Origin of the sequence: Burkholderia metallica, from assembly GCF_902832845.1 — a bacterium.
In the GTDB taxonomy this organism is placed as follows: Bacteria; Pseudomonadota; Gammaproteobacteria; order Burkholderiales; family Burkholderiaceae; genus Burkholderia; species Burkholderia metallica.
Genome location: NZ_CADFDB010000001.1, coordinates 986,819 through 1,007,984 on the forward strand (window position 1 = coordinate 986,819; position 21,166 = coordinate 1,007,984).

The following is a 21,166-nucleotide window of genomic DNA, read 5'->3' on the forward strand; positions in this document are numbered from 1 at the left end:
GAGTCGCGCGGCAGGGTCGCGATTCGCGCCGCAACGTGATGGTCTGTTCCTTCCGTCCCCGACGTGCAGATTGGAAATTTCTATCTCGCGGCACCTTCGCTGTCGTTTCGCTGTCGATGATAAATATTGCAATCACAGGAACGTGTGGTGCCGATTTTCAAAACGGCCCGCCGACATCGAATGGGAGATACCACCAACCGAGCAAAGCAGCGCGCAGACGGTCGCCAGCTGTCCGGCCAATCGTCCGCGATGCGCATATTGCTCGATCGCATCGAAAAAATTGCGCCTACCCGCGCCAGCGTGATGATTGCCGGCGAAAGCGGGGTCGGCAAGGATATCGTCGCGCGCCGGCTGCACGATCTCAGCACGCGGCGGGACGGCCCGTTCGTGCCCGTGAACTGCGGCGCGATTCCGCCCGATATCGCGGAATCGCAGTTGTTCGGGCACGAGAAAGGCAGCTTCACCGGCGCGATCGCGCAGCGGGAAGGTTTCTTCGAAGCCGCGTGCGGCGGCACGCTGCTGCTCGACGAGATCGCGGAGATGCCCGCGCCGCTGCAGGTCAAACTGCTGCGCGCGCTCGAATCGAACGTGATCGTCCGGGTGGGCGGCACCGAGCCGATTCCGCTCGACGTGCGCATCGTGTCGGCCACGCGCCACAACCCGGCCGACGCGGTGCGCGACGGCCGGCTGCGAGAAGATCTGTTCTATCGTCTCGCCGCGTTTGCGCTGTACGTGCCGCCGCTGCGCCAGCGCGACGGCGACGTCGAGACGATCGCGCAGGAGTTCGTCGACGCGCTCAACGCGCGGCACCACGCGCACAAGCGGCTGACCGAAGCGGCGATCGCGGCGCTGCGCGCGTATTCGTGGCCCGGCAACGTGCGCGAGCTGCACAACACGATCGAGCGCGCGTACATCCTGTCGGACGAAAGCATCGACGTCACGCTGCCGAAGCCGGCGATGCCGAGCGCGCGCCTGTCGGAAAACACGATGGCGCTGCCGCTCGGCGCGACGCTGCATCATGCGCAGCAGCGCTTCATCGCGGCGACGCTGCACCACTTCGACGGCAACAAGCCGCGCGCCGCGAAAGCGCTCGGGATCAGCCTGAAAACGCTCTACAACCGGCTCGCGCTGATGCGCGAGAACGGCTGCTCGTGAGCGGCGCGGCCGGCGTTCCTGCCCGCCGCGCGACGCGCGCCGCCGTTACGCGACCTTGAACCGCCCGACCGTCGTCGCCAGTGCATTCGCCTGCGACTGCAGCGCGGTCGCCGCGGCGGTCGACTGTTCGACGAGCGCCGCGTTCTGCTGCACCATTTCGTCGAGCTGCGTGACCGCGCGATTCACTTCCTGGATGCCGCGCGTCTGCTCGTTCGCCGCGTGCGTGATCTCGGAGATGATCGTCGTCACGTTCGACACGTTGGAGACGATCTCGCGCATCGTGTCGCCGGCCTGACGCACCTGGCCCGACCCGGCCGACACGCTCGCGACCGTCGATTCGACCAGCACCTTCACTTCGCGCGCGGCCTGCGCGCTGCGCTGCGCGAGGCTGCGCACTTCCTGCGCGACGACCGCGAAGCCGCGGCCCTGCTCGCCCGCGCGCGCCGCTTCGACGGCCGCGTTCAGCGCGAGGATGTTGGTCTGGAACGCGATCCCGTCGATCACGCCGATGATGTCGCCGATCCGGCCCGACGCTTCCTCGATCTTCTCCATCGTCGCGACGACGTCCGACACGACCACGCCGCCATGCGACGCGATCCGCGATGCGGCCGCCGCACGCTCGTCGGCCTGGCCGGCAGCCGCCGCCGACTGGCCGACGGTCGCGGTGATCTCTTCCATCGACGCAGCCGTTTGCTGGAGGCTCGCCGCCGCCGATTCGGTGCGCGACGACAGGTCCTGGTTGCCCGCCGCGATCTCGTTCGCGGCCGTGCGCACCGATTCGCTCGCATCGCGGATCTGGCGCATCACGTCGTTCAGCTTGTCGACGAAGCTGTTGAACGAGCGGGCGATGTCGGCCACTTCGTCGCGGCCGTCGGCCGGCAGGCGCTGCGTCAGGTCGCCGGCGCCCGAGCCGATCGCGGCCATCGCCTGGCGCACTTGCGACAGGCGGCGGAACGCGGTCGCGGTGATCGCGCCGATGATCAGCGACGCAACGCCGACGATCACGAGCAGCGTGATCAGCGACGCGGTCAGCAGCGAGCGCATCCCGGCCGTCGCGTCGTTCTTGTCGAGCAGCACCAGCGCGTACCAGTCGGTGCCCGGCACGGCGCGCGCGCGCACCAGCTTCGCGTCGCCGCCGACGCTCACCTCGACGGGCGCGGTCGCGGCCGCGATCGTCGCGCCGTTCGTCGCACCGAGTTCGGGCGACACGTCGGCCACCGGCTTCAGCGTGAGCTTCGGGTCCGGGTGCGCGACCACGTGGCCGGTGCTGTCGATCAACATGCCGAAGCTCGCGGGCGTCGGATGGATCGACTTCACGTTCGCGATCACGGTGTCCATCGCGACGTCGGCGGCGACGACGCCCTTCAGCGCGCCGTCGCGCAGGATCGGCACCGCGAACGTGACGACGAGGTTACCCGTGCCGGCGTCGACGTAAGGCGGCGTGACGACCGGCTTGCCGGCCTGCGCGGCCTGCTTGTACCACGGGCGGCCGGTCGGGTCGTAGTCGGACGGAATCCCGGTCGGGTCGGAGAAATGGAACGTCTTGTCGGCGTAGCCCGCGTAGACGTTCGTGAAGCCGCCGGCCGTGGCCATCTGCTTGAACACCGGCAGCGGATCGGGCGCGAGCGCGGCATCCTGCAACGACGCGATCATCCGGCTGCGGGTGGCGACCCAGTCGGCGATCCCGACCACGTGTCCGCTGGCGACGGAGGTCAGGTTGCGGTCGATCGCGTCGTCGTTGTACGAGCGCGCGATGAAGTAGTTGATGAGCGTGGTGGCGACGAGCGCGAATACGACGATGGCGACGCACGCGGCGAGAATGCGGGCGCGGATGGACGAGAACATGGCAACGACTCGGTAAGGGAGCGCGAACGCCCGGTGGACGAATTCACCGGGTAAACGGCATTCACGCCGCTTACTTGAGGCTGCCGTGACAATTCAGTGAAAGGTATGACGAAACGCGACGCCGGTTGTCAGGGAATCGTCAGGATGGCCGCATCCGTGCGGCACGGGGCTCGGGCGCAGGCACGCGCGCCGCCGGGTGCAGCGACGGGTCCGGGAAACCCGGGCACGGCGATAAGAATGGGCGTCGCAACGGGGCGGTTCGTCGCCCGCACAGGCATGACGATCGATCAGGGCCGAATGGCGGATCGCGTCACGCCCGCAGCGCACCCCGTCACAGACGATGGCTCGGACGCGGATCGTTTTCCGCCGAAGGGGCGTCGGCCCGCCGCGTATCGCGGTCGAGTTCGTCCTGCTGACGCATCCGGTCGCGCAGGTGCCGGATCGCGAACACATGGATGTAATCGTGCACCCGCGCATCGGACGACAGCGCGCGCACTTCGTCGTCGAGCATCGCTCGCAACTGATCCGAACCGATCGCACGCTGTCGGGCGGCTTCCTTGAGTGAATCGAGCAAATTGTCCTTGGACATCGACGGACTCCTGACGGTCGAGGAACGAAAAGAAGAAGGTACCGGATGCTTGAAGACTGAATGACAGCGCGGCGTACGATGCGCCGACGCAAGTTTGCGCGCGATCAACGGCACGTTGCGTGCCGCCGTGCCGATTCGTTCCCGAACCGGCCGCGCGTGATTCGTCGCGCCGAACTGCGCGCGAACGAGACTGGAAGCCCTGCCGCCCCACCCCGGGGGCGGCACCGGCCGGCGGGCGAACGATGGAACGCCGCGCGACGCCGATGCATTCGCGAACTTAGACCGGCCGAAATCATGCGTCAAGCGACGTCTGCCACGCGCGGCCCATTCGTCGGAATGAACGGGCCGGACCCTCGCCCGGGCTGCCGAGGTCGCCCGCGTGTCAGCGGATTCCGATACGCACCGCGTAATCCCTGACAGCGACTTCGGCACGCGCTGCTTGGCAGCCCACGGTCGCCGCACGATACTGGAGACATGAACGAAACGTTCATGCGGGTCATCGCCCAGCCGGCCGTCGAGCCGGCATGCGGGGCCCGGCGCAGGGAGACCTACCATGACACATCACAACTTCCCGGGCCGGGGCGGCCAGCGGCGCGCGCCGGGCAATTCGCGCGCCCTGCCCGCCCGGGCCGAGCCGACCGGCAACCGGCCGTCCGACGATCTCGATACCTTGCTGGCGCTCGCACGCGAGGCCGGTTTGCTCGTCACGCTCGACGGGCAGATCGGCCGCGAAAAATACCAGAGCGTCGCGGGCTCGGTGCTCGCGTTGCAACGGTTCGCCGCGGCGCTCCGTGCGCGCGCCGAAGCCGGCGCGCCGCTTGCCGCGGAGCCGCGCCGCAACGCACGCGCCGGCTGGCCGCATGCGAACCGCCTGCGCAACCGCACGTGCAGCGCATGCGCGCCGCTGCATGTCGCGCGCCAGCGCCTGCGGGCGCGCCGCAGCACGGCCCGACGGCACGACCTGCGCGCGATGCTTCGCTCCACCTGAAAGTGCGAACCGCCGCTGCACGGCACGACGCCATGCAGCGGTTGCGCACTGCGCAACTTCGGTAGCGCACGCCGCACGCCGTGCCAGTGCGACGGTAGCGGTGCGCATGCCGCGACCATCACCGATCCGCGTTGGCGCAACTGTGCGCCAACGCATGCCATCGCATGTCATCGCGCATCGTCACGCACCATTCGATACGTACGCGACGACGACTGACGACGATGCCTGCGAGGAAAGCAGTCCGGACGGGGCCAACGACGACACGAACGCGGAAAGCGGACGGGGTGACTTGCACCCCGCCCGTCCTCCAAGGCAGCCGTTGGCTGCCTACCCTCGTGCCAGAGAGTTCCCGATCGGATGACGCGGCGTGCATCGCACGTCGCGGCTCCTGAAACTGATGTGATGCCATGCCGATGCAGGCACCGTTGATCGCAGCTCTGCGCAGTGCGCGTGGCTGCCTGACCTGCGCGATACCTGCACGACAGACCGGCGACGTTGCCGGGTGTTTCGACAATGTCTCACGCACGACGCGCGCCGTTTCTGATGCAGGTCAACCGAAGCCCGCTTCGATCTGGACATCGCGCGATTTACCCGGCACCCCGCACGAGCAGCACCGGCACCTGTGCGAGATGCGCGACGCGGCGCGCAACGCTGCCGATCAGCCAGGCGGCGAGGCCGCGTCGGCCGTGCGTGCCGACCACCAGCAGTTCGGCACGCCAGTGCACGGCGTCGCGCATCAGCGCGTGGGCAACGTCGTCGCTCGTCGGGCGGGTTTCGACGACACCGCGCTTGGTCGGGTTCCCGGTCGCATGGAACATCGGGCCGATCTTCGCGAGCGCATCCTCGCCCTCCGCGCGATACGCATCCTCGAGCGCGCGCACCGGCACGATATCGGTCAGACGAACCGCACGGTCGATCACGTAGGCCGCATACAGCAACGTCGTCGGCGCCGCGAAGCCGAGCCCGACGCGCACCGCGTGCAGCGACGGCTCGCTGCCGTCGACCGCGAACATCAGACGCTGCAGTGCGCCGTCCGACGGCCGCGCATAGGCGCCCGGCACGATCAGCAGCGCGCAGCGCGCACGCGCCGTCAGCGTGTCCGACATCGCGCCTTCGACGAGCCGCAACAGGCCGTGGTGCGGATTCGCGCCGACCACCAGCACGTCCGCGCGCCATGCCGACGTATCGCTCACCAGTGCATCGGCCACCGAGCCGCCCGTCACCGACGTGTCGACGACGGCCTGCTCGACCTCGATGCCCGAATCGGCGAACAGCGCCGCGATCCGTTCGTTGATCGTTTGCGCTTCGCGCATCAGCTCCTCCCGCGCGGAACTCAGCAACGCGTCGATGCGCGGGATGTCGGGCAACACGAGGCGCGGGTTGTCGATCGCGCAGACGATGCGCAATCGCATGCCGGGGCGCAGCAGCGAGCGCGCGTAGCGCGCGGCGGACAGCGATTCGGGCGTCGGATCGACGGCTAGCGCGATCCGCGCGAGCGTCGGGATGGGCTGGGCAGGCTGCATGGCGGAGGCCTCCGTGCGTGCGCGTCGTCGCGGAACGACGACGGGAGCTTCGCGCGGCTGCGGCGTGCGGCGGCCGCGCGGCCGCCGCGGTCGCGAGGATCGGCGGGATGTCACGCGAAGCGCGGACAATCGATGCGTTCAGCATAGGACGTCCGGCCCGCGTGCGCATGATCGCGATCAACGGTCGTGCGGGCCCGGCCCGTGCCGCTTACGACTTCGTCGGCACCGATGCCGCCGGACGGTTCGCGTAGAACAGCGCATACGCGATGCCGAGCAGCACGATCCACACCGGCCCGATCACGAGCGCGACGCGCGTGTCGGGCGTGAACGCCATCAGCACGACGACCAGCGCGAGGAACGCGAGCGCGACGAACGAACCGAGCGGATAGAACGGCACGCGGATCGGCAGGCGCGCGATCCGTTCGGCCGACAGCGTGCGCCGAAAGCGCATCTGCGCGATCAGGATCACGCACCACGTCCAGATCGCACCGAACGTCGACACCGACGTGAGCCACGTGAACACGTGCTGCGGCGCGAGATAGTTGAGCAGCACGCCGATCAACAGCAGCGCGACCGACACGATCACGCCATACACCGGCACGCCGTTGCGGTTGACCTTGCCGAGCGTGCTCGGCGCCTGGCCCTGCTGCGCGAGGTTGTAGAGCATCCGCGCGGTGCTGAACAGGCCGCTGTTGCACGACGACAGCGCCGCGGTCAGCACGACGAAGTTGATGATGCCGGCGGCGGCCGGGATGCCGAGCCGCGAGAACGTCATCACGAACGGGCTGCCCTGCGTGCCGATCTGATCCCACGGATAGAGCGACATGATCACGAACAGCGCGCCGATGTAGAAAATCAGCACGCGCCAGAACACCGAGTTCACGGCCTTCGTCAGCGACTTCTCGGGATTGCGCGCCTCGCCGGCGGTGAGGCCGAGCATTTCGACGCCGAGATACGCGAACATCACGATCGGCAGCGCGGCGACCACGCCGTGGATGCCGTTCGGCATGAACCCGCCGTGCGCCCACAGGTTCGAGATGCCGATCGCGATCCCGCCGTTGCCGATCCCGAACGCGATCATCAATCCGCCGCCGATGATCATCAGCACGATCGTGACGATCTTGATCAGCGCGAACCAGAACTCGAATTCACCGTACAGCTTGACCGCGATGAAGTTCACCGAGCCCATCGCCATGAGCGCCGCGAGCGCCCAGATCCAGTTCGGCACGCCGGGGAACCACATGTGCATGTAGACGCCGACCGCCGTGATTTCCGCCATGCAGGTGACGATCCACACGAACCAGTAGGTCCAGCCGGTCAGATAGCCGGCGAGCGGGCCGAGGTAGTCGCGCGCGTAGCGGCTGAACGCACCGGCGACCGGATTGGCGATCGCCATCTCGCCGAGGGCGCGCATGATCAGGAAAATCGCGATGCCGCCCAGCAGGTAGGTCAGCAGGATGGCCGGGCCGGCGACGCGGATCGCGGTGGCCGAGCCGAGGAACAGGCCGACGCCGATCGTCGCGCCCAGCGCCATCAGGTTGATGTGCCGCTCCTCCAGCCCGCGGTGCAACTGGTCTTCTGGTTGTTTCAAGTCCGTCTCCTGGCAGCCGTGAACGGCCGCCGTCATTGTCGATGCAATGCGCGACCGTTCATGCCGATCCGGCATGCCGAAAACGAAATAATCACCGCCGTCATTCTCAAAATAAGAAATGACACGAATGCAGCGTCAATCCGACTGGAATTGCCGCGGATTAACGGTATTTTCCGTAACAATCCGGAAAATGGATTGGGCGTTTCACGGAATACGCCCGTGCGGCCCGTGTGACGCGGCTGTGCGCATGACGGACGGCGACGGGACCCATCGTTTTCGGCGTGAACGAACACGCGTCGAATGTGCGCAATCAGGCGCACTCAATATGCAGGCGGGATTATATGAAGAATCGGCGGTTTCACGCCAGCCGATTTTCGTAAAAATCGCGGAGGCGTGAAAACGGTGGTGGAATTCGGATCGGCGTGTTTCGGGGGCGCTGATTTATTTCGACAACGTCGCGCGCACCGTATATTCGCCTTCGAGCGCGCCGTGATCCGGGCGCACGAAATAACGCGACGCATCGAGATCGGCCGGCAGCGGCTCGACCGGGTACCCGTGCTTTTCCCACGCATCGAGCCCGCCCTTCAGCGCGCGGATGTTGTGGATCATCTTCTTGCGCTGCATCTTCGCGATCAGGCGCTTCGCGGTCGCTTCGTTCGGGCACACGCAATAGACGACGATCGGCCGTTTCAGCACTTCCGGGTCGAGCAGGTCCGGCGAATCGAGATCGACCGGCACCGCGCCGGCGATCCGGTACGGTTCGCGCTCGCGAATCGCCTTCGGCCGCGCGTCGAAGATCAGCGGCGGCTCGTCCGACGTCATCATCTCGACGAGCTGCGGCGGCGAGATGCGAACCTGCGCGAGATAGCGGCGGAACTGCACGCGACGCACCCAGCGGTACAGCAGGAACGTGACGAAGATCGCGAGGAACGCATCGAGGATCGTGCCGCCGCTCGCGCGCACCCAGAGCACGAACTGGACGATCTGGTCATGAATGGCCGCGCCGCCGATCAGCCAGAACGCCGCCCACAGCGACGCGCCGGCCAGATCCCAGAACAGGAACACGCCGACGCCAATGGCGGTCGTGCCGAGCAGCGGCGCCGACACGAGGCCGAGGCCCGGCAGGAACTTGGACAGCACGAGCAGCGGCGCACCGTACCTTTCGAATACGTTACGCGCGAAGCGCAGCGTCGTGTCGAGCGACAGCGAGAAGCGCACGAGGCCGTTCAGCAGGCGCCGGCCGCGCGTGCGGCCCATGAAGAACCACAACGAATCGGCCAGCATCGTCGCGCCGATCGCCGCCGCGAACATGCTGACCCAGGACGCCTGCCCCATGGCCGCCATCGTGCCGCCGAGAATCAGCATCGGCACGGCCGGCACCGGCACGCCGAGCTGCGTGATCAACACGCTCGCGAACACGGCCCACGGGCCGAGCGACGATGGAATAGCGATGGGAAAGTGCCACACGGCGGCGCTCCTGGAAGAGATGCGGCCGCGCGACGGGAGGTGTCGGTACGGCTTGTGCAACGGCCGCTGCGGCACGTCCGCAGCCGACCTGTGCATGACGGGCATTCTAAACGGGTTTGGCTGCGCTCGCGCGGAACACGCCCCGTCGCCACGCGCGTCGCGCCGACGGTTGCCCCGCCGTGACCGTCAGGTGTCCGTGCGCGGCGCGAGCTGCGCGACGTGTTCCGCGTAGTCGGGAAACGTGGCGGCCAGCGCTGCCGCGTCGGCCAGCTCGAATTCCGCGAATTCGAAGCCCGGCGCCACCGTGCAGCCGACGAGCGCGACGTGCTCCGGCGCCGCGCAGCGCGCGCCGAACCAGCTGCCGGAGCGCACGACCGCCTGGAATACGGTGCCCGGATGCGTGAGCGGGTTGCCGAGCCGGTGGATCGTCAGCCCGTCGCGCTCGTCGAGCACCCACACTTCGATCGGATCGCCCGCGTAGAAATGCCAGACTTCGTCGGAACGGATCCGGTGCCACGACGAATACGCGCCGTCGCACAACAGGTAGTAGATCGCGGTCGACGCGGCGCGCGGCGCGCCGTCGGCCGGACGCACGACCGAATCGGTCGCACGGTAGGTTTCGCGGAAATAGCCGCCTTCGGGATGCGGCTGCAGGTCGAACTGGCGAATCAGGTCGGTCGCGGAAATCGGCATGGCGGATGACGTCGGCAAGGGAGGGAACCGGGCATCCGGCGCGCAGCGTCGCTTCGCTCGTCGCGAATGCCGCCGCGTACCGCCGGATGCCGCTGTATCGATCGCCGCGGCCATGCGCACGGCGAACAGGCGAACACCGGTCGATGCTGCCAGAACTGCGTGTCCGGATGCAACCACGCGCGCGATTGCGCGCATCGGGTGCTGCCCGAGTTCAGCCGGCCATGCGAGGGAAGCGGACGGCAACGACGCCCGCGCTCACGCGCGCCGTGCGTCGCGCGTTGCCGCGTCATCAAACGTGTGGTCAGTCGAATCCGCGCGACAGTCACCGCCCACGGCCGCTCGCGCGTCGGCGCCCTGCCGTGTGCGTCACGCCGCCGCCGTCGCGCCGGGCTCGGCGTGCCGCACCAGCAGCACGGGCCGGTCGGCCGCGCGCAGCAGCGATTCGGCGACGCTGCCGAGCAGCAGCCGGCGCAGGCCGTGCCGCCCGCTCGTGCCCATCACGATCAGGTCGGCGTCGGCTTCGGCCGCCGTGCGCATCAGCACCGCGGCGACATCCTCGCCGTAGGCGTCGAGCGCACGCACGGTGCCGCGCACATGCTGCTGCGCGAGCGCCGCCTTCGCGTCGTCGAGCACCGGCGTCGCGGCTTCGGTCGCGGCCGCATCGCCGTCGCGCTCGGCCGCGAAGCCGGCATCGACGTCGACGAGCTGCGGCCGGTGTTCGACGACATACGCGCAGGTGACTTCACCGCCGGACGCAGCCGCGATCCGGATCGCCTCGTTCAGCGCGAGACGCGCGCTCGGGCTGCCGTCGAGCCCGACGAAAATCCGCTTGTACATGGTCCGTCCCTCCGACCGGGCATCCATCGCGCGTTGCGCGACGGCGGCCCGTCATCGCCTCCCAGCCCGGTGCCGGAAGGCTTGCCGAACAGTCTGCCTCACACGCCGACGCGCCCGTTGATGCGCGTCAAGCGCGACCGGCGCGCCCGCTGCTTCACGCCGGTTGCCGCAATTTCTGCTGCCCCCATTACATAAAGCGTGTAAATCGCGCACAATTTCATCTTGAAAATAGACGTTGCATGCAGCCGGTGCGAATTTGACCCGGTTCTGCCGCGCTGTCCCCGGTGCCAGGGGGCGGCCCCGACAACAGAATGGCCATCGAATGACCGCCACGGGAACCCCGACGCGTGACGCCCGAGGGCCCGCGCGAATCCAGATCATGTTACGCCAGCCCTTCGCCGCCGGCATCGTTACCCTGTGCGCCGGCGCGGCACTGTCGCTCGGCGTCGCGCTGCTCGTGCGCGAGCAGTGGCAAGGCGCCGTCCACACGCGTTTCGAACGCCGCACCACGCACGTGAGCGCGATGCTGCGCCACGAGCTGCAATCCGGCGCGGCCGTGCTCGAAGGCGCGCGCGGCGCGTTCAGCCTCGTCCCGGACATGACGCCCGAGCAATGGCGCCGGTATGCGGATACGCTCGATCTCGACAGCGGCCGCTCGCCGGTCCGCCAGATCGGCTACGCGCCGTTGCCGCCCGCCACGCGCACCGCCCTCGCCGGCGCTAAGCCGCTCCCGCCCGGCACGCTCGCGACCGCCGCACTCAGCGCGCCGGCGTCGAATGCGCCCGTCGTGCGCTTCGGCGCGTCCGACGCGGCGCCGCTCGCGCGTGCGCTGCGGGCCGGCGACATCGCGCTCGGCGTCCACCCGGACGACGACGACACGTCGCGCGACGCCCGCACCTTCACGCTGTTCCTGCCGGTGGCCGCGACGCCGCATGCGGCCGCCACGCCGTCCGGCGTGCGCGACGCCGGCGCCGACGGGGTGCTGTTCGCCGCGTTGAGCCCGCGGCGCCTGATCGAGCGTGCGCTCGACGCCGAACGCGGCATCGACGTACGGATGAGCGCCGGCGGCGATCGGCGCACGATCGCCAGCGTCGAAACGACGACCGACGAGGCATCGGCATCGCCCGACCTGATGCGCCGCACCGACGAGTTCAGTTTCGGCGGCACCGTGCTGACGCTCGCCTATTCCGCGGACGGCCGCCCGAGCGCGACCGGCGCGCAACGCGCGGCCGGCACCGTGCTCGCCGCAGGGTTGATCGCGTCGATCGCGTTCGCGGTGCTCGTCCATGCGCTGCTGCGCGGCCGCGCCGGCCACGCCGATTCCGGCGCGAGCAGCCGCGGCATCCTCAACGAAGCGCGGATGATGGGCATCATCCGCTCGTCGATGGAAGCGATCATCACGATCGACGAAAAACAGACGGTCGTGATCTTCAATCCGATGGCCGAGCAGGTGTTCGGCGTATCCGCGATGGAGGCGATCGGTGCGCCGCTGTCGCGCTTCATCCCGGAACGGTTCCGCGCCGCGCATGCGAAGCACGTCGACCAGTTCGGCGTGACGGGCGTGTCCGAGCGGCAGATGGGCCGCCAGCGGGTGCTGTTCGGGCTGCGCGCCAACGGCGAGGAGTTCCCGATCGAGGCGTCGATCTCGCAGATCCGCGATGCGTCGGGCAAGCTCTACACGGTGATGCTGCGCGACATCACCGAGCGGCAGCGCGCGGAAAACGCGCTGAAGCTGTCGCGCGAGGAACTGCGCGAACTGTCGGCGAACCTGCAGAACGTGCGCGAAGCGGAAAAGACCCGCATTGCACGCGAACTGCACGACGACCTCGGCCAGCAGCTCACCGCGCTGAAGATGGATCTGTCGGTGGTCGAGCAGCAGTTGCGCGTGCCCGGCCGCACGCAGCCCGACGCGGGCCTGCTGTCGCACCTGCAGGGCATGCGGCGGCTGATCGACGCGACGGTCGCGTCGGTGCGGCGCATCGCGGCCGACCTGCGGCCGGTGATGCTCGACGATCTCGGCCTCGTGCCCGCGATCGAATGGCTCGCGAACGATTTCACGAACCGCTACGGGATCGACGTCGAGCGGCACATCGAGACCGGCGGCCTCACGTTCACCAGCGCGGGCGCGACCACGTTGTTCCGGATCGTCCAGGAAGCGCTGACGAACGTCGCGCGCCATGCGAATGCGACGCGCGTCGCGCTGCGGCTCGACGTCGAGGAAGGCGTCTGCGTGTTGCGCGTCGCGGACAACGGCCGCGGCTCCGCGCCCGGCGGCCCGGCGCATGAAGACAAATCGTTCGGCCTGATCGGCATTCGCGAACGCGCCCACATGCTGGGCGGCACCGTGACGATCGACACCGCGCTCGCGCGCGGCTTCTCGATCACCGTCGCGTTCCCGCTCGGTTCCGTCCAACAGGAAACGCTCATCACATGATCAAGGTGCTCATCGCCGACGACCATACGCTCGTACGCGACGGTCTGCGGCACATCCTCCAGAACGCCACCGGATTCGAGGTGGCCGGCGAAGCCTGCGACGGGCCGTCGACGATCGCGCTCGTGCGCGCCACGCCCGCGCAGGTGCTCGTGCTCGACCTGTCGATGCCGGGCCGCAACGGCGTCGAGCTGATCAAGCAGATCAAGGACGAGAAGCCCGCGCTGCGCGTGCTCGTGCTGACCATGCATGCGGAGCAGCAATACGCGGTGCGCGCGTTCCGCGCCGGCGCATCGGGCTATCTGACGAAGGAAAGCGCGAGCGCCGAGCTGGTCGGCGCGGTCACGAAGGTGGCGTCGGGCGGCGTCTACGTGAGCCTCGCGATGGCCGAGCAGTTCGCGCAGAGCCTGAACGAGCCGGCCGAGACGCTGCCGCACCAGCGGCTGTCCGACCGCGAATTCGACGTGTTCCGGCGGATCGCCGTCGGCCAGACGCTGACCGAGATCGCCCAGGCGCTGTGCGTGAGCGCGAAGACGGTCAGCACGTACAAGACGCGCATTCTCGAAAAGATGCAGATGCCGCACGAAGCGGCGCTGGTGCGTTACGCGATGCGGCACAAGCTGCTCGACGAAACGGACGACGTGTAACGGACGACGTCCGGCAGCGGATGGCGTGTGTCGCCCGGCCGCGCGGCACGCGTTGGACCGGGCGGCGCACGACGCTTACTTGGCCGGCACCGGGCACGCGAGATCGCCTTCCTCGCACGACAGATAACCCTTCAGCGTTTCGGTGCGCGCTTTCGTCAGATCGTCCAGGCAGGTCGACACGACCATCGGGTACGCACTGCCGCCCTCGGCGTTCGCGCTGGAGAAGTTGCATTCGGCATCGCGGTACGCGATCCAGGCACGCTGCGCATTCACGAGTTTGTCGGCCAACGGCCGCGCATCGCGCAGGCGCGCGGTGACGGCCTGGTAGGTCCGGTTCAGTTCCCCGTCGGATTTCCTGTACGCGCGATCGGCGCATGCCGTCATCGCCGCCTGATCCGTCGCGTCGGCACAATTCGCCTGCGCATGGGCGAGGTTCGCCGCCAGCGCCAGCGAGCACAGCAGACCGGTCGAGACACGCATGGATGCTCCTTGTTGTTCGTTGATGTTCTGGAAGCCGGTGCGTTGCTGCGCCCCGTTCGCATCGGTCACCGTGCGGCGGTGACATCGACCGCGATGCTAGCGCACGCGCGGCGGATTGTCAGCGGGCGCCGCGCGTCCGGCGCTCCACCGGTGCGCCGCGACGATCCGGCGTCACGCGATCCCACGCGCCGCCCCTCGCTTCCAGAACGTTTCGGCGCAAAAAAGCCCGCACTCGAACGATCCGAGTGCGGGCTTTTCGATACGCCTGACGCGGCGGCCCCGAAGGCCGCCGTCCGGCAACGGGCTTAGTGGCCGAAGAACACCGACGAACGGTCGGTTGAGGCCGGCACGACCACGCGCTGGCCCGACTGCGACGCTGCCGCAGGGTTCGAACCGTAGCCCGTCGCATCGGCTTGCGCGCCGGTGTTCTGCGCGGCGGCGATCTTGGCCTGCGCGGCCTGGATGTTTTCCGGGTAGTTAATCCAGTCGTTCGGGTTGTAGCCGGCCTTTTCGAGCTGGACCAGTTCGGCGCGCACTTGCGCCCGCGTCAGCGGCTGCTGGTTCGATTGGGCGAACGAGACGACCGGTGCGGCCACCAGCGCGGCCAGTGCAACTGCCTTGATCAGCGATTTCATGATGCGTTACCTCCAGGATTGTTTTGTCAGGCGCTTCGGACTCGCGGTCGTTGCGCATGAGTAGAAGTCTAGGAGCCGACGCTATCAGGGTAAATACTTAAATCGCGAATTCACTGTTGACGGAAGAACATACAATCGCCACGGAATCGGCTGAATCATCAGACGATTATCGCATCCACGCACCGAATACCTCGATGCGGCGCCCGCGCTGCGCCCACGCATCAGCGCCGCCGGTCGATCTCCGACGACGATGCCATCAACCGGTCGAACAGCAGCGCCTTGAGGCGAATCAGGTCGTCGGCACCCATCTCGCCGAACGCCGCGTGATGCAGCGTCAGCACGGGCGCCGCCGGGTCGGCATGGACGGCCCGCACCGTGCCGTCGAGCGCCAGTTGCTCGACCCGGCTGCCCGTCGCGTACGGAAGCAGCACGCGCAACGGTTCGCCGACCGCGGCGAGCGGCCGGTCGGCAGCAATCGACAGCCCGCTCACGCTGATGTCGTGCACCATTCCGATCCCTTCCACGCCTTCGGCGCCGCCCGTGCAGCATGCGGCGATCCGCGCCGGCACGCGCGGCTCCGCGCGCGTGCGCAGCCGGTCGACGAAACCGGGCGGCGACAGCACCAGGTACCGCGCGACGCCCGCCGCCTGCGCCGATTCGACCGTCGCGCCGAAACGCAGCACCGCGGCACGGCCGATCGCCACCGCCTCGATGTCGTCGCCACGTGCGAAGTCGAACGCGGCCGCCGACTGCGGCTCGACGAACAGCGCGCCCGATGCGGCGATGCCGATCAGCCGGCAGCGCTGCAGCCCGCGTGTCGTGCCGACGCGTCGGCGGATGCCGATCGACGCCCCGGCCGACAACCCCATCCGCGTCGCGTCGGGCACCGAAGCGGACACCGCGTCGGGCACGCGCGGCCCGGCTGCGGCCTCGGCGGGGTCGCGCCGGCGCAACGGCCGGAAATGCTCGAACAGGAACGCATGCTGCGCGGCATCGCGCAATGTCGTGCCGGCCGGCAGCAGCGCGGCGCCGTCGGCATCGTAGAGATCGAAGCCGAACGGGACGCCGGCCGCGAGATCGTCGCGCGCGAGCGGGACGTAGTCGGTAGTTAGCCGCATCGGGAAGGCGCGGCGCAACCGCGCGAGCTGTCATCACGACATGATTACGGCAGCCTCGCGCGAAATCTGAACGGTTGCGTTACTGCGAAGCGCCGGTCGCATCGGGCGCGGCCGGCACCGGCGGCTGAGCCGGTGCGCCCGAAGGCGCGGCGCTCGGTGCGGCGCCGAGGCCCGCGCTGCTTCCTCCCGGCATGCTCGCGCCCGCCGTCGGCTGTGCGGGCTGCGATTGCGACGCCCCCGCCGACAGCGCGGCGGCCGACGCGGCCACTTCGGACGCCGGCACCCATTCCTCGACGATACCGCCCGATGCCGCGTCGGGCGCCGAAGCCTCCAACGCCGCCGATGCCGCCGATGCCGCGCCCGCATCGGCCTCGGGCGCCCGCTCGATGCGCTGCGTCCTGACCGGCGGGGGCGCCTTCGTCGGCTCGGCCGGAAACCACGTGCGGAACAGGTCCGTCGCGCGCTCGCGCAGCGTCGCGAACCAGCCCGGCGACGGCTCGGTATCGAATTTCGCCTTCGTGTCGACGATCCGGGCCCGCTGCGCGCGCTGAAAGAAATCGCCGACGATCGGCAGCGCACTGTGCGCGCCCTGCCCCCAGTAATCGCTGCGCAGCGTCACGCGGCCGTCGTCGAAACCGACCCACGCGCCGGCGACGAGGCCGGGCTGCATCAGGATGAACCAGCCGTCCGCGTTGTCCTGCGTCGTGCCGGTCTTGCCGGCCACGTCGCCGCGGATCCCGAAGCGCGTGCGGATGCTGCTGCCCGTCCCGCGCGTCACGACGTCGCGCATCACGCTCAGCAGCGTCTTGTCGGCTTCGGCGTCGAGCGCGCGCTCGGGCGGCGCCGGCGCGTATTCGGCGAGCACGTCGCCCTGGCGGTTCTCGATGCGCGTCACCATCTGCGGCTCGACATATAGCCCGCCGTTCGCGATCGTCGCGTACGACGCGACCATCTCCTTCAGCGTGACCGGGCTCGTGCCGAGCGCGAGCGACGGCACGCGCTCGAGCGGGCTTTCGCGCACGCCCATGTCGCGGGCGAGCCGCGCGACGGCGCCGGGCCCGACCTTCTCCATCACCTGCGCGGTGATCCGGTTGCGCGACAGCGCGACGGCGTCGCGCAGCGTCATCGGCTTGCCGGTCGGCGGCACGTCGTCGTTCGGCCGCCAGATCTCGCCGCCCTTCAGCGGGATCTCGACCGGCTGGTCGATGAACGTGTCGTCCGCCTTCATCCCGTTCGCGAACGCGACCCCATAGACGAACGGCTTGAACGTCGAGCCCGGCTGGCGCCGCGCCTGCGCGACGTGGTCGAACGGCTCGTTCGTGAAGTCGCGGCTGCCGACCCACGCGCGGATCTGCCCGTCGCGCGGATCGATCGCGACGAAGCCGGCCTGCACGTCGGTCTTCGTCCTGCACAGCGCGCGCATGAAGCCGCGGTCGGCCGCGAGCAGCTTCATCGCGGCCGCGTCGTCCTTGCCGGCGTCCTGCGCGGCCTTGTACTCGGGCGACTCGCGCATGAACGTACGGAACACCTCGTTGTCGGTGCCGCAGCCGTCGCGCCCGCTCCATGCGTTGTTCGCGATGCCCTGCAACTGGTTGCCCTGCAGGATGAGCGCCTGGGTCGCCATCTGCTGCAGCCGCGAGTCGATCGTCGTGCGCACGATCAGCCCGTCGGAATAGATGTTGTAGTCGTTGCGGTCGGCCCACGCGATCAGCCATTTGCGCAGTTGCTGCGCGAAATGCGGCGCCGGCCCCGGCGGCTCCTTCTGGCGCTCGAAGTCGATGCGCAGCGGCCGGCGCTGCAACTGCGCGAACTGCGCCGGCGACAGCTTGCCGTACTTCACCATCTGGCCGAGCACCGTGTTGCGACGCTGCAGCGCGCGTTCGGGGTTCAGCACCGGGTTGTAGTAGCTGTTGCCCTTCAGCATCCCGACGAGCGTCGCGCTGTCGAGTACGTCGAGCTGGTCGGCCGACTTGTCGAAATAGGTGCGCGCGGCCATCTCGACGCCGTACGCGTTGTACAGGAACGGCACCGTGTTCAGGTAGGTCTCGAGAATCTGGTCCTTGCTGTAGACGGCCTCGATCTTCAGCGCGGTGATCGCCTCCTTCACCTTGCGCGTGAGCGTCGGCGCGCGGCCGATCTCGTCCGGATACAGGTTGCGCGCGAGCTGCTGCGTGATCGTCGAGCCGCCCTGGCGACTGCCCGAGAACGTATGGAGCGCGGCCGACGCCGTGCGCTTCCAGTCGAGGCCGTGGTGCTGGTAGAAGCGGTGATCCTCGGTCGCGATCAGCGCGTCGACCATGTGCGGCGAGATCTGCGCGAGCGGCACCCACTCGCGGTTCGACGGCTTGAATTCGGCCAGCAGCTTGCCGTCGGCGGACAGCACCTGGGCGGGCTGATCGACGCGCGCCTTGCGGATGTCGCCGATCCCCGGCGTGAACGGGATCAGCACGACCACGTACACCACGAACAGCGCCGGCACGGCGGCGCCCGCGAGCAGCACGCCGCGGCGCGTCGGATGGCGAACATGGTGCCACGCGGTGGCGGCGAGAGGCTTGACTCGCGCGACGGCGGCCGCCGCGACGGGTTGGGCGCGCGCGGCCCATCGGGCAAAGAAGTCACGCACTGACGACACGTTTCGGCGATTCACGCGGGTGGAGCTCGGCTGAAAAGGGTGCATCGTACCAAACTCGCGCGGCCCGCCGGACTGCAATGGCATGGTGGCGGCATACACGGCGCGGCTGTGCGGCGGTTCACACGCAAAAAAGGCGCGCGCCCCGCAACGGGAGCGACGCGCCAGGCCTGGTACGACAAACAGGCGACCGTGCGACGCGCGGCCGATCGATGCGCCGAATCAGCGCACGAGAAAACCGTAGGTCAGCGGATCGCGTTCGTCGACGATCCAGTTCGCGAACCCGCAGATATGCGCGCTGCCCTCCACTTCCGGAATCACGGCCGGGAACTCGCCGACCGTCGTTTCGCGCAGCACGCGCCCCTTGAAGACCGTGCCGACGATCGATTCGTTGACGAGCGTGTCGCCGGCCGCGAGCAACCCGCGCTGATAGAGCTGCGCGACGCGCCCGCCGGTGCCCGAACCCGTCGGCGAGCGGTCGACCTCGCGATCCGCGAACACGCAGCAGTTCGCCTGCGTCGAGCCCGGGTGGCGCGGCGCGTTCGCGATGATCGTGCCGTAGATGTGGTTGATTTCCGGAATCTCCGGATGCACGACCGGGTACTTCGCATTCGCGGCGGCCTTCACTTCCGCGCCGAAGCGAATCAGCTTCTCGACGGCCGCTTCGCGCACCGGCAGGTCGAACGGCGCGCCGTCGACGTAGAAATAGAACGCGCCGCCGTACGCGATGTCGCCGGTCACGGTGCCGAACGACGGCGTGTCGACCGACACGTCGCGCTGCCAGATGAACGACGGCACGTTGACGAAGCGCACGGGCCCCGCATGATCGCCGTCCCACTTGACGAACGCCTCGATGAAACCGCACGGCGCGTCGATGCCGACCCGCGTTTCCGGCACCGTGCGCGACACCCAGCCGAGTTCGACCGCCGCGGTCGACAGCGCGATCACGCCGTGTCCGCAATGGTCGCTGTAGCCTTCGTTGTGCACGAAGATCACGCCGAAATCGGCATGCGGCGAAACCGGCTCGGTCAGGTAGCCGCCGTACATGTCGGCGTGGCCGCGCGGTTCGAACATCAGCGCGCGGCGAATCTCGTCGGCGTGCGCATTGAGCCACGCGCGGCGCTGGACGATCGTGTCGCCGGGCATGCGCGGCAGCCCGCTCGTGACGATGCGGAACGCTTCGCCGCCGGTATGGACTTCGACGGTGGAAAGGGATCGGGAAATTTTCATGACGGATCGGATGCGTTGAAACGAAGAACGGCGGCCGCGCCGCCGTTCGAGCGCAGGTTGGCCGCTTACTTCGCGTACGGTTCCGGCAGGCCGTTGCGGATCACGTAGACGGTGGTCGGCGCGCCCTTCAGGTCGCCGTTCGCGTCGAACGAATAGGTGCCCGCGACGCCCTTGTAGTCCGACTTCGCGAGCTGCGCGGTCAGCTTCGCCTTGTCGGTGGTCGTGCCGGCCTTGACCATCGCGTCGGCGAGCAGCTTCATCCCGTCGTAGTAGTTCACGCCGTAGACCTGCGTGTCGGTGTGGTACGTGTCGTGGTACTTCTTCAGGAATTCGCGGCCGGCCGCCGTCTTCTCGAGCGCGACGCCGCCCTGCGCGCAGTAGACGATCGACGCCGCGTCGCCCGCGACCTTGCCCATGTCGGCCGAACAGATGCCGTCGCCGCCGAGCAGCTTCGCGCGCAGGCCGCGCTGCTTCATCTGCTTGGCCATCGGCGCGCCCTGCGCCGCATAGCCGCCGAAGAAGATCACGTCGGGGTTGCCGGCCTTGATCTTGGTGAGAATGCCGAGGAAGTCGGTGGCCGACGAATTCGTGTATTCCTGGTCGACGATCCGGATCCCGTTCGCCTTCGCGACGTTCATGAACTGCTCGGCGACGCCCTGCCCGTAAGCGGTGCGATCGTCGATCACGGCGGCGGTCTTCGCGTTCAGCGTCTTCGCGGCGAAGGTGGCCATCGTGCCGCCGAGCTGTTCGTCGCTCGCGCCAATCCGGAAGATGTTCCTGAAGCCCTGCCGGGTGAGCGCAGGGTTCGATGCGACCGGCAGGATCGGCACGCCGGCCGTCGAGTACACGCGCGATGCGGGGATCGCGACACCCGAGTTGTACGGCCCGAGCACCGCGACGACGCCCTTGTCGACGAGATTCTGCGCGACCTGCACGCCGGCCTTCGGGTCGGCCTGGTCGTCCTCGGAAACCAGTTTGAACGTGACGGCCTTGCCGGCGACCTTCACGCCGGCCCGGTTGAGTTCATCGACGGCCAGGCGTGCACCGTTCTCGTTGTCCTTGCCGTTCGCGGCCTGCGGGCCGGTCAGCGGCGCCGAATGGCCGATCATCACGACTTCCTGCGCGTGCGCGGAAGTCAGCGCGCCGGCGGCGACGGCCACCGAGAGCGCGATAACGAGGTGTCGCATGATGTCTCCTGATTGGTTTTGTGTGAAACCAATGTAGGACACGCGTGGTCACCGCGCAAGCAATTTCAAAATAAAATCTTCTATTTTGGTCAATTTTCAGACCAGAACGACGTGAGTGCGA

General features: G+C 68.5%; 16 protein-coding genes and 1 pseudogene. 4 read left to right on the plus strand and 13 right to left on the minus strand.

Annotated features, from left to right (window positions below):
* Window positions 1-116 precede the first annotated feature (116 nt).
* A pseudogene (locus HWX08_RS04335) lies at window positions 117-1,155 on the plus strand (sigma-54 interaction domain-containing protein).
* A 45-nt stretch (window positions 1,156-1,200) separates the two neighbouring features.
* On the opposite strand, the gene HWX08_RS04340 reads toward HWX08_RS04335, so the two are convergent.
* Both HWX08_RS04340 and HWX08_RS04345 read right to left on the minus strand, forming a co-directional pair.
* Window positions 1,201-3,000, minus strand: coding sequence for a methyl-accepting chemotaxis protein (locus tag HWX08_RS04340; RefSeq protein WP_174919454.1), 1,800 nt, complete (start codon window positions 2,998-3,000; stop codon window positions 1,201-1,203).
* Window positions 3,001-3,331: 331 nt separating this feature from the next.
* Window positions 3,332-3,589, minus strand: a complete 258-nt coding sequence (locus tag HWX08_RS04345; RefSeq protein WP_174919497.1) for a DUF3562 domain-containing protein — start codon at window positions 3,587-3,589, stop codon at window positions 3,332-3,334.
* A gap of 553 nt (window positions 3,590-4,142) precedes the next feature.
* Between HWX08_RS04345 and HWX08_RS04350 the strand changes: the two genes are divergently transcribed.
* Window positions 4,143-4,577 (plus strand): hypothetical protein, encoded by a 435-nt coding sequence (locus HWX08_RS04350; RefSeq protein WP_174919455.1) that lies wholly within the window; start codon window positions 4,143-4,145, stop codon window positions 4,575-4,577.
* Between the two features lie 587 nt (window positions 4,578-5,164).
* Here HWX08_RS04350 and HWX08_RS04355 read toward each other — a convergent pair.
* The 5 genes from HWX08_RS04355 to HWX08_RS04375 form a co-directional block, all read right to left on the minus strand.
* Complete coding sequence (locus HWX08_RS04355) at window positions 5,165-6,100, minus strand: universal stress protein (RefSeq protein ID WP_069259887.1); 936 nt, start codon at window positions 6,098-6,100, stop codon at window positions 5,165-5,167.
* Window positions 6,101-6,308: 208 nt separating this feature from the next.
* On the minus strand, window positions 6,309-7,691 hold the full coding sequence (locus HWX08_RS04360) for an amino acid permease (RefSeq protein ID WP_157126863.1): 1,383 nt from the start codon (window positions 7,689-7,691) through the stop codon (window positions 6,309-6,311).
* Between the two features lie 441 nt (window positions 7,692-8,132).
* Complete coding sequence (locus HWX08_RS04365; RefSeq protein ID WP_069259885.1) at window positions 8,133-9,158, minus strand: DedA family protein/thiosulfate sulfurtransferase GlpE; 1,026 nt, start codon at window positions 9,156-9,158, stop codon at window positions 8,133-8,135.
* A 186-nt stretch (window positions 9,159-9,344) separates the two neighbouring features.
* Entirely contained in the window at window positions 9,345-9,851 is a 507-nt protein-coding gene (locus HWX08_RS04370; RefSeq protein WP_174919456.1) for a cupin domain-containing protein, read from the minus strand.
* Window positions 9,852-10,217: 366 nt separating this feature from the next.
* Window positions 10,218-10,688, minus strand: a complete 471-nt coding sequence (locus HWX08_RS04375) for a universal stress protein (RefSeq protein ID WP_069259883.1) — start codon at window positions 10,686-10,688, stop codon at window positions 10,218-10,220.
* A gap of 322 nt (window positions 10,689-11,010) precedes the next feature.
* Here HWX08_RS04375 and HWX08_RS04380 point away from each other — a divergent pair, with 322 nt between their 5' ends.
* Window positions 11,011-13,122 carry a PAS domain-containing sensor histidine kinase gene (locus tag HWX08_RS04380; protein ID WP_174919457.1) on the plus strand — a complete coding sequence of 704 codons (2,112 nt, stop codon included), beginning with the start codon at window positions 11,011-11,013 and terminating at the stop codon, window positions 13,120-13,122.
* On the plus strand, window positions 13,119-13,766 hold the full coding sequence (locus HWX08_RS04385) for a response regulator (RefSeq protein WP_107313060.1): 648 nt from the start codon (window positions 13,119-13,121) through the stop codon (window positions 13,764-13,766). The genes HWX08_RS04380 and HWX08_RS04385 overlap by 4 nt, the downstream gene beginning before the upstream one ends.
* Before the next feature lie 75 nt (window positions 13,767-13,841).
* Here the strand turns inward: HWX08_RS04385 and HWX08_RS04390 are convergent, their stop codons facing one another.
* The 6 genes from HWX08_RS04390 to HWX08_RS04415 all read right to left on the minus strand — a co-directional run bounded on the left by HWX08_RS04390 (window position 13,842) and on the right by HWX08_RS04415 (window position 21,045).
* Window positions 13,842-14,246, minus strand: a complete 405-nt coding sequence (locus tag HWX08_RS04390) for a lysozyme inhibitor LprI family protein (protein ID WP_174919458.1) — start codon at window positions 14,244-14,246, stop codon at window positions 13,842-13,844.
* Window positions 14,247-14,551: 305 nt separating this feature from the next.
* On the minus strand, window positions 14,552-14,881 hold the full coding sequence (locus tag HWX08_RS04395; RefSeq protein WP_069259880.1) for a DUF4148 domain-containing protein: 330 nt from the start codon (window positions 14,879-14,881) through the stop codon (window positions 14,552-14,554).
* A 221-nt stretch (window positions 14,882-15,102) separates the two neighbouring features.
* Window positions 15,103-15,999 carry a PilZ domain-containing protein gene (locus HWX08_RS04400; protein WP_174919498.1) on the minus strand — a complete coding sequence of 299 codons (897 nt, stop codon included), beginning with the start codon at window positions 15,997-15,999 and terminating at the stop codon, window positions 15,103-15,105.
* Between the two features lie 79 nt (window positions 16,000-16,078).
* Window positions 16,079-18,676, minus strand: coding sequence for a penicillin-binding protein 1A (locus tag HWX08_RS04405; protein ID WP_174919459.1), 2,598 nt, complete (start codon window positions 18,674-18,676; stop codon window positions 16,079-16,081).
* A 174-nt stretch (window positions 18,677-18,850) separates the two neighbouring features.
* A complete protein-coding gene (gene lhpH / locus HWX08_RS04410) occupies window positions 18,851-19,858 on the minus strand; it encodes a trans-3-hydroxy-L-proline dehydratase (RefSeq protein WP_174919460.1) in 1,008 nt (335 codons plus the stop codon).
* A gap of 65 nt (window positions 19,859-19,923) precedes the next feature.
* Window positions 19,924-21,045 carry a branched-chain amino acid ABC transporter substrate-binding protein gene (locus tag HWX08_RS04415; RefSeq protein WP_069259876.1) on the minus strand — a complete coding sequence of 374 codons (1,122 nt, stop codon included), beginning with the start codon at window positions 21,043-21,045 and terminating at the stop codon, window positions 19,924-19,926.
* Window positions 21,046-21,166 lie beyond the last annotated feature (121 nt).